The 16,784-nt window shown below is 42.8% G+C and carries 12 protein-coding genes; 4 read left to right on the top strand and 8 right to left on the bottom strand.

Features of this window, described 5'->3' with window-relative positions; all coding sequences use genetic code 11:
* Position 1: 1 nt before the first annotated feature.
* From PBT90_RS07790 to PBT90_RS07780, 3 genes are read right to left on the bottom strand one after another with little or no spacing between them, the layout of a single operon-like run.
* Positions 2-1,045 carry a serine hydrolase domain-containing protein gene (locus PBT90_RS07790; protein ID WP_270132555.1) on the bottom strand — a complete coding sequence of 348 codons (1,044 nt, stop codon included), beginning with the start codon at positions 1,043-1,045 and terminating at the stop codon, positions 2-4.
* A gap of 34 nt (positions 1,046-1,079) precedes the next feature.
* On the bottom strand, positions 1,080-2,216 hold the full coding sequence (locus PBT90_RS07785; RefSeq protein WP_270132553.1) for an acyltransferase family protein: 1,137 nt from the start codon (positions 2,214-2,216) through the stop codon (positions 1,080-1,082).
* A gap of 22 nt (positions 2,217-2,238) precedes the next feature.
* Positions 2,239-2,811 (bottom strand): ankyrin repeat domain-containing protein, encoded by a 573-nt coding sequence (locus PBT90_RS07780; RefSeq protein WP_270132551.1) that lies wholly within the window; start codon positions 2,809-2,811, stop codon positions 2,239-2,241.
* A 236-nt stretch (positions 2,812-3,047) separates the two neighbouring features.
* On the opposite strand from PBT90_RS07780, the gene PBT90_RS07775 reads away from it, so the two are divergent.
* Positions 3,048-5,114, top strand: coding sequence for a helix-turn-helix domain-containing protein (locus tag PBT90_RS07775; RefSeq protein ID WP_270132549.1), 2,067 nt, complete (start codon positions 3,048-3,050; stop codon positions 5,112-5,114).
* 99 nt (positions 5,115-5,213) lie between these two features.
* Here PBT90_RS07775 and PBT90_RS07770 read toward each other — a convergent pair whose 3' ends face one another.
* Positions 5,214-6,557 carry a Gfo/Idh/MocA family protein gene (locus PBT90_RS07770; protein ID WP_264809822.1) on the bottom strand — a complete coding sequence of 448 codons (1,344 nt, stop codon included), beginning with the start codon at positions 6,555-6,557 and terminating at the stop codon, positions 5,214-5,216.
* A 445-nt stretch (positions 6,558-7,002) separates the two neighbouring features.
* On the opposite strand from PBT90_RS07770, the gene PBT90_RS07765 reads away from it, so the two are divergent.
* Positions 7,003-8,169, top strand: a complete 1,167-nt coding sequence (locus PBT90_RS07765) for a PQQ-dependent sugar dehydrogenase (protein WP_264809821.1) — start codon at positions 7,003-7,005, stop codon at positions 8,167-8,169.
* Between the two features lie 166 nt (positions 8,170-8,335).
* Here PBT90_RS07765 and PBT90_RS07760 read toward each other — a convergent pair whose 3' ends face one another.
* From PBT90_RS07760 to PBT90_RS07745, 4 genes are all read right to left on the bottom strand, one after another.
* The gene (locus PBT90_RS07760) at positions 8,336-9,169 is read right to left on the bottom strand and encodes an alpha/beta hydrolase (RefSeq protein WP_264809820.1); all 834 of its coding nucleotides are present in this window, start codon (positions 9,167-9,169) and stop codon (positions 8,336-8,338) included.
* A 339-nt stretch (positions 9,170-9,508) separates the two neighbouring features.
* The gene (locus PBT90_RS07755) at positions 9,509-11,608 is read right to left on the bottom strand and encodes a plastocyanin/azurin family copper-binding protein (RefSeq protein ID WP_264809819.1); all 2,100 of its coding nucleotides are present in this window, start codon (positions 11,606-11,608) and stop codon (positions 9,509-9,511) included.
* Between the two features lie 15 nt (positions 11,609-11,623).
* On the bottom strand, positions 11,624-13,501 hold the full coding sequence (locus PBT90_RS07750) for a 3-keto-disaccharide hydrolase (RefSeq protein ID WP_270132545.1): 1,878 nt from the start codon (positions 13,499-13,501) through the stop codon (positions 11,624-11,626).
* A gap of 230 nt (positions 13,502-13,731) precedes the next feature.
* A complete protein-coding gene (locus PBT90_RS07745; protein WP_264809817.1) occupies positions 13,732-14,631 on the bottom strand; it encodes a DUF3078 domain-containing protein in 900 nt (299 codons plus the stop codon).
* A 48-nt stretch (positions 14,632-14,679) separates the two neighbouring features.
* Between PBT90_RS07745 and PBT90_RS07740 the strand changes: the two genes are divergently transcribed.
* Together PBT90_RS07740 and PBT90_RS07735 are read left to right on the top strand one after the other, a co-directional pair.
* Positions 14,680-14,955, top strand: a complete 276-nt coding sequence (locus tag PBT90_RS07740) for a DUF202 domain-containing protein (protein ID WP_264809816.1) — start codon at positions 14,680-14,682, stop codon at positions 14,953-14,955.
* A 4-nt stretch (positions 14,956-14,959) separates the two neighbouring features.
* The gene (locus PBT90_RS07735; RefSeq protein WP_264809815.1) at positions 14,960-16,741 is read left to right on the top strand and encodes an SLC13 family permease; all 1,782 of its coding nucleotides are present in this window, start codon (positions 14,960-14,962) and stop codon (positions 16,739-16,741) included.
* Positions 16,742-16,784 lie beyond the last annotated feature (43 nt).

Raw genomic sequence — 16,784 nt, 5'->3', positions numbered from 1 at the left:
GCTATGGTTTATTCTTCCTCAGGATTTTAAGCACCTTATTGTAAACAATCTCGTGAACATTCCAGGCCAAGTCTCCACTTGTATTGACAAACTGCACCACTACAGCATCTAAGTCGGGATGATACCTAGCTATGCTTTGATAGCCTGGGAGAAGCCCAGTATGCCCGTACTCATAGACTGAGCTATAAATATCCTGTTCCGCTTGATTCAATAATGTTCCGTCATTCAATGCTCGGATAAAAACACCTGTTTCTTCTGCCGTAGACACCATGGACCCTCCCGGCGTAGTAAAATCATTACTCATCACATCTGGCCCATAGCCGATCACATAACCACTGGTCAGGTCCTTCACATCCACTTCACTAAGCAGACTGTAAGTGTGGTGTAGGTTAAGCGGTTCCAAAATCTCCTTTTTGATATAGCCGTGGTGGCTATAGCCTAAGGTTTTGTCTAGGATCTCACCTATCAAAAGGTAATTGGTATTGGAATAGGCAAATTTTTCATCCGGGGAAAAATCAGCCTGTCGATCTAGCACAAAAGTCAGCGTTTCTTGGTTGTCCTTGGGTAGATTATCCCAAGGAAAATCTTCCTGATCAGTAAAATTGGGAATGCCGGATCTATGGCGAAGCAGCATTCTCAGTGTGATACGCTCTGAATTTTCTATTCTTCCTTTCAAATCCGGTAAATAACTCGCCAAACTTCGATCTAACGAAAGCCGATCATTGGCCACCAATTTAGCAGCTGCCACTGCAATGTAAAGTTTACTGATACTTGCTATCTTAAACAAGGCCTGAGGATCCATAGGAACTTCACTTTCTTTGTTTTTCCAGCCTGCTGCATATAATTCCGGAGCTTTACCTCCCTGATCCACATACACGATGATACCGTCCAGCTTATAGTTCAGCGCATTATCCACTTGCTCCTGTACGGTATCCGGCAGTGGGGCCAGCCAGGCCCTTAGTAACAGCCAGGGGATAAAAATCGACGAGATGATAATGGAGAGACTAGGGATAAGTATGTTTATTAATCGTTTCTTATTTTTCATTTTCTTCAACCACTAGTGGTCCTATTTAATAGATTCAATGAAATGCCGTAGAATCTTGGTTTTTTTGATTTTCTACCGCAGTACCGGAAGTACCTACCTTCGCTCCATCCATCACAGTTTTAGCTTTCGGCGCCACCTTCAGCCCGAAAAAGGGCCTTAACAAGCTATTCCTTCTAATCAAAAGTTCATAAATCCCCAGACACCCTATTCCGGTAAATGCCACTATCAAGATAAACTTCAGGAATACTGGTATTTCTAGCGGCAAAATAAATAATCCTCCCGCATACAGCACCACCATGTGAATAATGTAAATGGGATAAGCTGCTTCACTTAGGTAATTTAGCACCTTGCTTGGCTGGTTCAAGTACTGATAGCCCATCCCAAAAATCGCCAAAATCCAGCAGTTTGACTCAATCGCCAACAAATAGGATGGGGATTGCAAGTTCAATACCTTCCATCTCACTAGGTAAAATGCCATTGCCAAAGCTAGGTAAAACCACTTCCACTCCATCACCGTTTTCCAGAAACTCTTCCCGCTGTAGACACATAGAAAACCGCAGAAAAAAGCCAGCAAGCCTAAAAAGAATCCATGCCAGGTCATTGCATATAATTCAAAAACCTGAGGTTGCACCACAATCGTTTCTAAAGCAAATAAGACTGAAAGTGAAAGTGGGCCTATCGGGTTGCTCATGAATTGAGACAAATAGTGCTGAACTCTCCCAGCTCTTTTCAAATAAAAAAACACAGGGAGTAAAACCGTAACGTAAATGAAAATATTACCTAGAAACCACAGATGGGCCGGATGAGGATAATATCCAATTGGTAATCCATAGTAGTGCTGGAAAACCAGAAAATGTAGTGGTACTATCGCGAGCATTCCAAACAGGAAGGGGATTAAAATCCGCCTTCCCCTTTCCTTCATCAGCTGTTTCCAGTTTCTTCGCTGTATAGCAAAGTACACGCCCATTCCAGAGACAAAAAACAGAAACGGTATTCTCCAGACGTTGAGTAAGGTCATAGGCATCCACAAATCCTCCATGAGCTCATTACTTTTAATGAAGCCCAAAAACATAGCCCAAGGCTGGAAAACTATGGCGATATGATAAATCAGCAGCAGGCCTATGGCGATTACGCGAAGCCAGTCTATGTCGTATCTTCTGTGAGTAGTCATTTTAGATTAGTTTCAAACCTGATCACTGTAGCATCATCGCGATTACTGGACGGCTTTTTTGAAGCTCTTCCATATCCAATTGAAAACCAAGCGGCCCAAGCTGCTCTTTCATCATTTCATAAAGCGGCTTCAGCTCCGCAAATGGTGCTACCACTGTTTCTCTTGGGGTAGCTCCGTAGTTGTTTTTGACTGTCTTATCAGCTTCTGCATCCAGCAGGAGTTGCACGATTTCTACCCTTCCAAAAAAGGCCGCTGAGTGTAAAGGGGTGGAACCATCGTTATTGCCTATTGAAGTGTCTGCACCAGCTGCTAGCAAGGCCTTGACAATTTCAGATTTCCCAAATGTAGCTGCAGAAACCAATGGAGTAGATCCATTGAAAGGTTCCTTGGAATTTATGTCCGTCCCGGCTTTGATATGTTGCTGCACTACTTCTAGATTGCCTGCCAATACTGCTGCATGAATATCCATATCCGGAGCTTCTGCTTTGGTTTCGGACTTTGATTTTTCCGTCGTTTGAGAGCATGCAGGTGTGAAGATGACTACAGAAGCTACAGCCACAAGCATTGCGAGAGATTGAATTTTTAAAGTTTTCATGAGTTGTTTTTTTTGAGTTGTACTTTTTGATTTTGTTTCCCACAAAGCTAGGTCAGGCCCTATTGCGGCATGTAGAAGGCAGGTTGCCAAAAACATAAAGTATCGTCAATGCATAAAAACTATGACGCAAGGATATAAACTATGGCGCAAAAGCAGCTTTTCTAATCCTTTTTTGAGGGTTTACCCAGGTGATGGCTTTGGATATTTTTTTATAAATTCAACATCCGAATTTTGTTATGCCAGAAAGCCCATCGAACAGAGAAGACTTCATCAGTCAAGCCACAGCTCTCATTGTAGAGAATGCCTCTAATGAACAATTCGGGGTATCTGAATTGGCAGATGCTATGAATATGAGCCGATCAAATCTGCTTCGCAAAATCAAAAGTGCCACCAGTCTTTCGGCAAGTCTTTTCATCCGGCAGATACGGCTGGAAATTGCCATGGATCTACTCAAAGAAGGTTCACACACAGTTTCTGAGGTCTCTTACCAGGTGGGATTTGGTTCATCATCTTATTTTATCAAATGCTTTAGGGAGCATTTTGGCTTTCCTCCTGGTGAAGTGGGAAAGCAGCAAAATCCCGTGAAGCCTGAACCATTACAGGAGTTAAAAGCCAAGCCAGAAAGCTGGCCAAAATCAGTGATTCTAGCCAGTGTTCTCGCCATTTTTATCATGGTTATCCTGGCTTTTTATTACCTGCCTTTGCAGGAAAGCAGGGAGATCCCCTCCGAAAAGTCTATCGCTGTACTCCCTTTCAAAAATGAAAGCTCTGATTCATCCAATCTTTACTTTGTGAATGGTCTGATGGAATCCACGCTAAACAATCTTCAAAAGATTAAGGATCTGCGGGTTATCAGTCGCTCTTCAGTCGATAAGTATAGAAACACCCAGAAGAGTTTAGCTGAAATTGCCGATGAATTACAGGTTTCCTATTTCGTTACCGGCAGCGGTCAAAAAGTAGGAGATCAGGTCTTACTCAATATACAGTTGATAGAAGCATCAGGTGATAGGCAGCTTTGGGCAGAGCAATACAATCGGGAGTTTGTGGATATTTTTTCCATTCAAAATGAAGTAGCTATGCAAATAGCAACATCCATAGAAGCCCTGGTCACTCCTACCGAACTGCAACAAATAGAAAAAAAACCTACTGAGGATCTCCTGGCTTATGATTATTACCTTCAAGGCTTAGATCCCTTTCTTTCCAGAACTACAGAAGGCCTAAACCAGGCCATTGGCTTATTTGAAAAAGCTATCGCTCAGGATCCTGAATTTGCCTTGGCTTATGCAGATATCGCCATTTCGTATTATCTGCTGGAAATGTTCCAAGCTGAAAAGCAGTATACGGAGCAGATCAATTCCTATGCAGACAAGGCTTTGCTTTATGATTCAAAATCAGCAGAAAGTCTCTGCGCCAAAGCTTTCTATTATATCCAAACCAAGGAGTACACACTCGCACAGCCCTACCTGAAAAAGGCACTGGAATACAATCCCAATTCTGCTTTGGCCATTCAGATGCTTGCTGATTTTTACTTTCGATTGGCTCCGGATACAGAAAAATACCTGGAGTATGCGCTAAAAGGCGTCAGGTTACAGGTAGTCGCCTCTGACTCCACCACACAAAGTTATAGCTATTTACAGCTTGCAAATGCCCTGGTATCAGCTGGTTTTGTGGATGAGGCGCTTATTTATATCAACCGGTCATTGGACTTTGATCCCAATAACTATTATGCTCCACATTTACGGGCTTTTATTCTCTTTGCTAAGGATGGGAATATTCCCAGAACTCAAAAGTTACTGAAGCAAGAACTGAAAAAAGACCCTAGCCGATTGGATATTTTACAGGATCTCGCAAAGCTTTATTATACTGAAGAAGAATATGATTCAGCATTTCAATACTTTCAAACTTTTGTACAAACCAGAGAAGCTGCAGGGCTGGATATTTACAGATCGGAAGACATCAAAATCGGAATGGTTTACGAAAAAGTAGGGCATCGGGAAGAAGCTGAGAAGCTCTATCAATCTTTTGACAAATTTTGCGAAACGGACCAGTCTGTATACAAAAACTTAAACCTAGCCATGAAATACACCCATAAGGGGGACTTAGAACAGGCGATGGATCACCTCAGACAATTTTCTGAAGAGGAAAATTACCTCTATTGGTTTTTACTCATAGGGCAAGACCCTATATTCCAACCCTTGACAAAACATCCTGACTTTGATAAAAACATTCAAAAAATCAAGGATAAATTCTGGGAAAAACAGGCTAGAATCGAAAAATCCTTAGAGGAAGAAGGGTTGATCTAGTCGGCAATCTTTTCGATAGTATTAGCTTTTTTACCTTTTAAAAAAAACAAAACCTGCCAGAGTAGTCCAGCAGGTTTTTAGGAGTGCAAATTGAGTTTTCTAAACCTGGTCGGGCACTTCAAATCCCGGTCTGTACTCCCGAGTAAGCATGGCGTCTGCTTCCGAGTCGTTCACAAATTTCTCCGTTTGAGGATCGAAATCCAGCACTCTGCCTAGCCTGTAAGCAATATTTCCTAAATGTGCCAAGCCCGATGACAAATGTGCTGTTTCCACTGGTCCGTTCAGAATGGATTTATCATGCTTACGAACGGCCTCTATGAAATTGGCAAAGTGAACATCCGTGCCTCCTGCCCCTCTATCCATGCCAGTAGCTGCCACTCCCCCGTCATCACCGGATTTACCTGGTGTTCGGTCTTCACCTAGAAATGTCTGGTACTTATCGTATCCATCTACCACCAAATAGCCCTTATCACCATAGAAAATATTTCCCACTGTAGCTCCACCTTCTGCATTGGTGTACCATGGTCGAACTTCAAACTGAATGATTTTATTTTCATCCGGATAATTGTAAACCGAAGTCAGCACTTCTGGAACTTCCTTACTGTCATTCCACAGGTACTTGCCGCCCATAGAGGTGATTTTAGTAGGAAAACCCACATCCAGCCCCCACATGCAGAGGTCGGTTTCATGGATGCCTTGATTGCCCACGTCACCATTGCCATAATCCCAATGCCAATGCCAGTTATAATGGACCAAATTACGGGTGAAGGGCACCTTAGGAGCGGGCCCCGTCCAAAGATCGTAATCCAGACCCTCAGGAACCGGAGAAACACCCTTATCTCCTATATCGCCTCGCATTCTAAATACCAAACCTCTGGCCATATATACTCTGCCGATGTAGCCATCCCTCATCAGTTCAATCGCTTCTTGTACTGCCGGAGAACTCCTGAGCTGCACGCCGTGCTGTACAATTCTGTCATATTTCTCCGCTGCCTCTATCATTTTGCGACCTTCGGATATATTGTGCGAGCCTGGTTTTTCCACATATACATCCTTCCCTGCCTGGCAGGCCCAGATCGTAGCCAAAGCATGCCAGTGATTTGGCGTAGCCAAACTTATCACATCAATATCTTTATTGTCCAGCACCTTGCGGATATCTTGCTCTAGTGCTACTTCTTGATTGTATTTTTCCTGAAAGCTTTTTTGGCCAGCTGTCAGCAAATTCATATCCGGATCACAAAGGGTAGTGACCTGCACATCCTTCTGCGACATAAAGCCCTGAATATGGCTTTTGCCCCTTCCGTTTATTCCCAAGACAGCAGCATTAATCCGGTCATTGGCTCCAAAAGCCGATGAAGGTATGAAGGTAGGCAGTACCATGGTGGCCGTACCTGCTATGGCAGACTTCTTGATAAAGCTTCTTCTAGATGATTCTTTACTCATTTTTTAGGGTTTTTAGGTTTATTATTTGACTAAATATATTGAAAAAACAGGTTTAATCCCCATATTCATTACATGTGTGGCCATTTTGTAATGAATTGCTTACGCAAAACCTCGAATACCACAACATATATTTGGAACAGGGCCATGCAAAGGCAAATAACAAAAGGTTCACTTCCATCTAATCCATTCAATTTCAGACCTTTTCTGTAGGGATTTAAAAAAACCAGTAAGTAAATACAATCAAGCTAGTCGAGAACTACAAACAGAGGGCTGATTATTTTCATGGCGCTATTTGCTCCCGTATCCTTCGTTACCAGACGGGATATGACCATAAAAAACAATTCTGAAAATATGAAATCGAGCATGTCGAAGATCGTCACACAGTGGGATGACTATAATGCTTGCGAAGATTCCATGTGGCCATTAAAAATCAAATTATAAACACATGAAACATGTGTCCTCATCCATCACGCTCGTACTGCTCCTGTTTTGCGCAGCTAATGCTCAAGAAAGTCCCAATAATACCACAGCTGCATTTGCAAACCTGGAAATAGAAGAGGCATTCCCTCAGCTCTCTTTTACCAGACCTGTAGATTTCCAACATGCTGGAGACGGAAGCGGGAAACTATACGTGGTGGAGCAAAGGGGAGTAATTTCAGTATTTGAGAATGAAAAAATGATTGGAGCCAAATCAGAATTTTTAAACATCGAGGCTCGAGTAGAAGACTCCTCCAACGAAGAAGGCTTACTGGGCCTGGCCTTTCATCCAAACTTTGAAGCTAATGGCTACTTTTACTTGAATTACACTGCTTCCAACCCGGACAGAACAGTTATCTCTCGGTTCACCGTTTCAAGTTCAAACCCGCTACAGGCAAATGCTGCCTCTGAACTGGTATTATTGGAATTTGAACAGCCTTACTCGAATCACAATGGAGGGCAAGTCGCTTTTGGGCCAGACGGGTACTTGTATATAGGTGTGGGTGATGGAGGTAGATTCGGGGATCCACATGAAAATTCGCAGAACTTGAAGACTTTTTTAGGAAGTATACTCAGGATAGATGTGGACGGTCAATCAGAGGGTAAATTTTACGGAATTCCTTCAGACAATCCTTTTGTGCACAATTCCGAGGGGTATAAAGAAGAGATCTATGCGTATGGACTGAGGAATCCTTGGCGATTTAGCTTTGACTCGCAGACAGGACAGCTGTGGCTAGGTGATGTGGGTCAGAATAAATATGAGGAAATTGACATCATCCAAAAAGGTGGGAATTACGGATGGAATATTATGGAAGCCGATGATTGCTACAAGGGCAGGAATTGCAAACAAGAAGGGCTGCAGCTGCCCGTTTGGCAATATGATCGTAGCCAAGGTGATGTTTCTATCACCGGGGGCTACGTTTATAGAGGAGATAAAATACCTGCACTAAAGGGGAAATACATTTACGCTGATTATGCTTCTGGGAGAATCTGGAGCCTGGATACTTCTAATCCAAACCAAGCCGTTAACACATTGTTGGTAGATGCGGACTTTCCCATTTCTTCTTTTGGGGTTGACCAAAATCAGGAACTGTTCATCTGCGCTTTTGACGATAAGATCTATAAATTCAAATAAATTGACCAGCTACTTTTCGGCAAAGGTGTATTTTGATCAGACGATTGTATGAAAACCGGAAGTAGCAACCTGAAACCAGAAGACCACCCAGTTGCTGTTATTTATAAACGTTTATTTCACTTTGGCACTGACAAAGAAATGCGTTGGCACATTTAACTCAATCAGATCAATTGCTTTGAAAATAATTGTGAAAATAGAGTAAGTGATACTGTACGGCATCCGCCCAGTAGTTCCAGGTATGCCCTCCAGGCCCTGTCATAAAAGTGTGCGGGATATTGTTATAGGTCAGCTCCTCATGTAATTTTAGATTCACTGGGTAGAAAAAATCTCCTGTTCCGCAGCTGACGATCAATGCAAGGTTGTTTTGGCTGAGAAGATGAAGCTGTCCCATTACAGAATAGGATTTCCATCGCTCCGGAAATTCTGCTTTAGCGCCCAGGTAATCTTTCATTTGCCAGTTTTCAGGAAAGGGCCCAATATCCACTCCGCCGCTCATGCTTCCCGCTGCACCAAACCTATCCTGATGCCGAAATGCCAAATAAAGCGCACCATGACCTCCCATACTCAAGCCTGTAATAGCCCGACCGGATCTAGAGGCTATGGTGCTGTATTGCTGATCTATAAAATCCACCAATTCCTCAGCCACATAAGTCTCATACTTTGATTGTGGATTGACCGGACTATCCCAGTACCAACTTCCGAAGTTTCCATCTGGAGTCACAATGATCAGCTCATACCTATTGGCGTAAGATTCAATCGAAGGCACCTTGGTAAACCAATCTTTATAGTTTCCGGAAAAACCGTGCAGCAAGTAAACTACCGGGTAATCCTTAGACTCATCATAAGAATCTGGGGTAATAACTAAGGCTTTGATTTCCTTCTTCATCGAGGCACTGTATGTAGTGACAGTATCGACTGACGCCTCTGCATTGGTGAAGGCAATAAAGGCTACAATAAAAACAATCAGGTGACCAACTTGGCTTCTGAGTGGAAATTTCATAATGGAAAATTATAAATCGTGAATATACGGTATGATGTCAATGACCAATAATTTTTTGCTCATCTGGACAGAAGAACTATGCTTCGACTTCGCTCAGCACAAGTGACGGATGATTCCCGCAGTAGCAGAACAAGCTGAAGCAAGGCAAATACCAGCGTGAAGCAAATCCTAGTATGCTTTAGCCCCATTACTGGAAAAAGTGCCTAATCCTATTGTAAATGGTCTTAAGCAAAAGAACTTATCAACCCATTTAACAATTTGAATGTCATTCTTTTATATGATAAACACCACTTCCTTTAGGCTAAAAAAGCACAGACCACTAGGTCTGTGCTTTTTTTGTTATTTCACTACTTTCAATGTCCCCTGCATGGTATAAAAGTGCCCGGGCACTGTACACACGTAAGTGTACTCGCCAGGCTCTGTAGGAGCCATAAAGTAAATGGTTTCGGAGGTATTCGGCTGTAGAAGAACCGTATTGGCCAGCACCTTCGAAGTATTAGGAATGTAATTTTTCTGTTGTCCTTCCAGACCCATTTTCATGGCCTGTTCTCCTACTTCAATAGCAGTCCCGGGCATCACGACTACTAGATTGTGAAGCATATCATCTACATTATTAAACACCAGTTTCACTTTACTACCTGCTTTGACCTGAACCTGCGCTGGGTCAAATTTCAATCCTGGCTTTGTGCCCATATTAATGGTAATATCTGCTTCTCCATTCCAAGCTGCTGGCATGGAAGTGGTATTTTTGGCCAATTTAGGAGCCACTGGCTTGGCGGCTGCGGCAGCTTTACGCTTGTCTTCAGCGGCCTTTGCTTTTGCTTCTAGTTCTGCTTGGGCTCTGGCAATACTATCCGCACGCATCATTTCCATGTGTTTCGCATGTCTTATTGCCAAAAATGGAGCTGGGTCTATCTTATCTCCCTCAGGAAGATTGTTCAAGGTATAGTATCCCACATTATGCAATAGCTTCTTTCCCGCTGTATTTTCTACACCTTCAGCTGTGATTTCATGGATGTACCCTAAGCGTAGATTGTCTACAAGCAAACGGGCCTTCATACCATCCTCAGAAACCACCACCCCTATTACATCACAAGCTTCATTATTAATCACCGGGCTTCCGTACGCCGCCTGATATTTGTATGAAAAACCTGTCACCTTATAGGAAGCCGGATCCTCTGCCAAGTCTTTATTGACAGGTTCGGTAAATTCAATTTCAAATCCATCGGGTTTAGCTTTGACCGTTTGCATTTCAAATGGCATTCTGCCGGTCCACACCAGCCGCTGCAGGCTAAACAGTTCCTTACCGGTGGAAGACCATCCCCTACTGGTCATCCCTACAAACATAGAAGCATCATTTCCCCAGACCATTCTCAAAATACCTGAAGAGAATCCTTCTCTAAAAGGGAAAACCACACCTTGGTATTCTCCATTTACTTTTTCGAAGTCTACGCGCATGATTTTACTTTGTCCTTGATCACCCACGAACACCTGATTGGCAAAAGGCCCGAAACCTCCTTCAGTATTGTCATTCAAAAACCCTGAAGTAGAAATACCAAGAATTCCATGTGGAAGCCAAACTGCCGGTGCTTTCAATTCTGGTACTCGCTGCGCTACGTCATACATAGGCTCACCAGTATTTGGCACTTCTTCTGGTTTCAAATCCAGAGGAGACCCTGGCAAATCAGTCCAAGCTAAGCTTTCTGCATTACCTAAGAAGTCACCTCGCTCTACATGCGAAATCCTACCAGAACCTACCCAGTCACCCTGATTTTCTGTATAAAAGAAATCACCTGCTGCATTCATTCCATAGCCTGCAGGAGAGCGCATACCGGCCGCATAAGGAGTCATTTCACCGTCAGGTGTAATCTCCAGGGTCCATCCTCTCCAGGGCACCAAGCTCACACCATGCCCAAGGCTATTGCTCCAGCCTACATTTAGAGTCACAAGCATATTTCCATTCGGCAAAAACGTAGGGCCATAAGAATACTCATGGTAATTGCCGGAAAGCGGCCAAGAGTAGATCTTCTCATAAACATCCGCCTGACCATCACCATTGGTATCTCGAAGTCTAGTCAATTCACTTCTCTGGGTCACATAGATGTCGCCGTCCTTATAGGCTAAGCCCAAAGGCTCATGCAGACCAGTGGCAAAGCGCTTAAAAACGGGCTTTTCCGTACCGGAAATATTTGGGCTGGAAACCACCCAAACCTCTCCCCGTCTTGTACAAATTGCCAAACTACCATCGGGTAAAGTAGCCATCCCACCCACTTCCAAAATCACATCTTCCGGAACGGGCAGCGAAATCATTTTATAAAAATCATCCTCGGTGTCCGGCACTCTCATGGATTGCTCCTGAGCCTGAGAAGGCTGAATCCCGGCCAGAAGGCCACAAAAACCTAAAACTGCTATATATTTTTTATTGAATTGAATCTTCATCTTGCTTCCTTTTAATTACCAAACGATTGAATACGAAACCAAACTTTGATTACCGTCCCATTTTAGAGGCAGTATCAATTCTTGCATCCCATTTCCCGAGCTTCGGATCACGGGAGATTCCTTTCCATTCAATTCAATGTAATAGGACTTATCATCTATAGCGTATAAGCTTTTGGACAGCTTTTCTATTTTAGATCCTGAAGCTAGTCTGCACCAGAATTCCTGACTGGTATCGGCTGAATTGACCTGGAGCTGGTGAACCAATTTTTTACCAGCATCTGCAGTGGAAACCTGCGATGAAATTCGCGCCGAACCAATGGAGTAATGAACCATGGGCTCCCCTTGCACATTGACTTTATAGCTTTCAAATGTATAATTAACACTGTCACTAGGCCAGGCTTGATTTTCATTTTCCAGCATCGCTACGCTTGGTCCATCTGTAAATTCTATCAGCGCTCCTTTTGGGAGCATTAATTGAGTTTCTCCTCTTCCGTACCACATAGGAGTAGTCTCCACAAACTCCCCTCTCCATATAGCAAGCAATGCGCCTGTACTCAAATCCATTACATAATTGGCTCCGCCAGGCTCACCTACCGCCACGGTATGCGTACGCTTGCTCCCCTTATGCATGAAAAAACCACGCTGCATCTCTGCCTGATCTTTGACTTGGACCGAGATTTCACCTACTGGATCGGCAGCTTTAATGGGCTTATTTAAAGCCATTTGCGCCACACCTTTTCCTTCTACAGTGAGTAGAATATCATTGCTCGGCGCATACCAGTGGCCAAAAACCTTGAAATAATTCAGGGTAAGTGTATGATCTCCTGCAGTTAATTGGGCGGAACCGTTGGCTTTTCCAGTAACTCCATCTACTTCTACGACTTCCTTGCCATCTATGAGCAAAACTCCTGCTCCATTGATCACACCTGGTGGTGTATCATCGGGAACCCAAGCTAAGTTTAAGTTAAAGAAATACTCGCCTGAAGATGGTATATTCAAGGTACCGGAAACAGAGCCGGCAAATTCATTTCTGCTAGCAGGAGCCAAATGTGCCAGCACATCAATATCCATGGTACCCTTTGGATTGGCTGTCGCAAAATCAGTGATTTTCTTGATGGAATCGTAAGAAGTCAATTTCATATCAGACAATACCACTTGCTCCGACCCGTAGGATTTATAATTGATATTTCTGATCGCCACTCCACCATGATCACCTTGAATCACCAATGGCCCCAATGGCGTCTCGTCCTCAAAGAATGCTGCCCGGGTAGGACCTGTAACTTCTACATTTTTCTGGACCAATACTCCATTTTGGTAAACCGAAACAAATTTGGCATTTGCGATCTTTTTCCCATTAGGATCAAATCTCGGCGCCCGAAATACAATCCTCAATGATTGCCAAAGACCTGGAGCTTTACTGACATTGAGCATAGGTGGATGCCCTTCGAAGCCTGCTCTTCCCGATCCACGTGATTCATCCCAACGCTGATAGATAGCACCTGCATCAGAAAAATCAGGGTTCTGCTTTCCCCATGAATCAAAAAGCTGCACCTCGTAGCGGCCTTGCAGGTAAATCCCAGAATTACTGCCTTTTGGCATCATAAACTCCAGTTCCAACTCAATATCCCCATGATCAAAGGCCGTCATTAAAGGCTGATTTTCGCCCTTCTGAAGCGTATTTAGCAGAATACCTGTACCGGATTCGATTTTTGCCTTCTTTCCTTCTAAATCATAAATAATATCGCCTACCACAGTCCAGTTTCCGGAGCTGGGCTGAAATGCGCTAAGATCATCTAGAGAGATTGGGTTAAATGGGACAGGGCTGTCCTGAGCTTTGCTGCTGAACACGTAAAATAGCAGACAAGAGCAAAATAGAATTAGTCTATTCTTCATTTTAGGTTTAATAGGTTAATACCCCCAAAGGTAACCTACTCTGAATTTTAAAAAAACAGGATTATTTGAAGAAAAAAATTAACTCCTTGGTAAATAAACAATAAAAAAGCAGGAGAAAATCTCCTGCCCTTTATTTGAAAACTAAACCAACTATTATTTAACTACCACAATGAATTCAAAAATAATACAATTCTAATCAAAACAAAATACCAAATAAAAATTTGTTTCGATTATTCCTTTTCAGGGAAGTTCCCTTGCTTAAATGCAATTCCCAATGCTAATCCCTGGCTAAATTGAATTTTGCTATCCTGATCCAGGTCATAAATGCTTAAACTGGTCAGGCTCACATTGACAAAATTGGAAACTTTGGCTGTCAAACCCACATCTAACCTATGGTCAATCGCGTCAAAGGCAAAGGTTTCATAATTAGCATACATCTGATACCTGAGCATCAGGGAAAGGTTTTCAGACAGCTTTTTATTATAATCAGCCAATATGCTCAAGGCTAACCACTCTGTACGGACTTTTTCTCCGATTTCTACCCCATAATTATTGGGTACATCCTGATACAACTCCGTATCGGTCACAAAGGTCCATCTAGGTGAAAAAGGAGAAATTCTAAGACTGAACTCATCATTTGGCTTATACTCCACACCCAAGGAGGTGGTCAGATATGCTGGATTTAGAAATTTTGAAATCATTATCCTCTCCTGATCCTCCGGGAACTCATAACCTGGAGCAAACTGGCTCAAGAAGTTAATTGCAAAGAAGTAGTTCCACTTATCATTGATCTGATAGCCTACCTTAGTATCCAAAAATATTCGGTCATTTGATTTCCTTCCCTCTTCGTCCTTATTTTTTACGATACCGTAAATAAAATCCATGGTGTTGTCCCAAGACCATTTGTCTTTTGCATAATTTGCTCTACCGTTAAGGTAAAATCCAAGGGCAATAGAATTGACACCACCACCTTGCCAATTGCCGCTGAAAGAAGCTTGGTTTAAGTTCATGCCGCCGCCTATTTCTTTAAGCCAATAACTGGTGTCAGCGGGAGTTGGGACTTCATCTACCTGGGCAAATAATTGCCCAGAGAACACAATAAACAGGAAAAGTGTAGAAATTCTTTTCATAAGTAAGAGATGTTGAATTATTTCAATATAAATAAATACCCTGCAAATATGGACAATGACTTGGAAAGAGAATTAATTATTAGAGATTATTTAGCCAGACAGCGTACTACTTTGGCAAATAAAAGGACCCTTTTGGCATTTGTCAGAACCTCGCTTTACTTTTTAGTATCAGGTACGGCACTATTTGAAGTGAAGGAGCTTACGCATGTACGCGAACTCGGATATCTGGCATTTGGCTTGAGTTTGACACTTCTTATAATAGGCTTTGTGAATTATTTCCGCATTCGCGCACGCTTGAAAAAAGGCAATTACCTTAAGATGTAAATTTATGACATTTGAAATCGGTTTGGTTTTCTGCATCATCGGGCTGGCAGTAATCTTATTTTTTACAGAGAAATTTACCATCGATACGGTTTCTATCGCAGTCATGGTGGCCTTTTTGCTCACGGGGATTTTAGATGTAGAAGAAGGACTTTCTGGTTTTTCTAATTCAGCGACAATCACTGTAGCCGCCATGTTTGTGGTCTCCGCCGCCATTTTCAACACAGGTTTGCTGGATAACTTTACCATGCGACTGGGTAAGCAAGCCAAAAAGAGCCAAAACCACCTCCTACTCACTTTGATGCTTTCTGCGGGATTTTTATCCGCTTTCATATCCGATACTGCAGTAGTGGCCCTACTCATGCCTGCTGTCATACGACTTCGCAAGTCCAACGATCTTTCCCCTTCCAAACTTCTCATGCCTTTATCTTTTGGAGCTTTGATGGGTGGCATCTGCACACTACTGGGTACCAGTACTAATATTTTGGTAAGTGGTATAGCTGAGGAGGCAGGTTTGCCAGGTTTTGGAGTGTTTGAGATGAGCAAAATGGGCTTAGTGTTCTTAGCCGTAGGGGTTTTATATATGCTTACCATTGGAAAATGGCTATCTCCAAACAGAGAGTTCAAATCCGGCTTTTCAGAAGGTATAGATTTGGGTAATTACATTTCAGAGCTGGTGATTCTGGATGATTTCGGACAGCTCAACGAACCCATTTTCAAGCAAAATATTTTCTCCAAATTAAATGCAGAAGCCCTCCAAATTATACGTACGGATGGTCGTCAAGTGAGAGTTTACCCCAATACGCCCATTGAGCAGGGAGACCTGATCAAAATCAGTTGTGACAAAGAGTCTCTGGAAAAAATAAAAACCACACCGGGAATAGAACTAAAAGCAGACCTCAAATGGAGCGAGGAAAATGTAACCACTGAAGATGAGCACATCTATGAAGCCTTGGTCACACCTCAATCTTTTTTAATCAATAAGAGTATTAAAAAACTGAATTTCAGAAAGTTATTTAATCAAATATTAGTAATCGGAATCAGAAACCGTACCGGCATGCTCAATGCGCTGATTTCCAAAACCAAGCTGAGAGCAGGAGATATTTTGCTGCTACGTGCTTCCGAAGATTCAATCCAGTCTTTGGAAAATTCAGAAGATTTACTCTTGATTTCGGAGTCCAAAGCCAAGGCATTGAACAAAACCAAAAGTGTTTTGACCTTGGTTGTCTTAGCTTTAATAATAGGGCTGGCTTCCTTTGAAGTCTTCCCCATAGTAGTCACCGCAGTGGCCGGAGCCATTGCTCTGATTATGCTTGGCTCCTTAAGCACCGAACAAGCCTATAAAGCGATAGATTGGAAAGTCATCTTGATGCTGGCAGGAGTGCTTTCCATGGGTTTAGCCTTAGAAAAAACTGGAGGTTCTGCATTAATTGCGAGCTCTATCGTGGATTCTCTGGGACAATATGGCCCCAGAGTGGTGATGAGTGCCTTGTTTGGATTGACCTTTATATTGACCAATGTGATGTCAAATAATGCTACAGCTGCACTATTGGCCCCTATTGCCATCAGTATCGCTAGTGCATTGGAGGTAGACTCTAGACCTATGCTTATGGCAGTTACCTTTGCCGCGAGCCTCAGTTTTATGACTCCTATGGGCTATCAGACTAATACGATGATCTTCACCCCTGGAAATTATAAATTCATTGATTACATCAGAGTAGGCACCCCACTGAACTTATTACTTTGGATAGTTGCTACCTTTGGAATCCCCTATTTTTTCCCTTTTTAAAAGGGCAGGGTTTCTATAAAAAAACGCCCCATACGGGGCGTTT

Source organism: Algoriphagus sp. TR-M9 (genome assembly GCF_027594545.1).
In the GTDB taxonomy this organism is placed as follows: domain Bacteria; phylum Bacteroidota; class Bacteroidia; order Cytophagales; family Cyclobacteriaceae; genus Algoriphagus; species Algoriphagus halophytocola.
The sequence above is the reverse complement of the archived record's forward strand: the minus strand, read 5'-3'. Positions and strand labels throughout refer to the sequence as shown.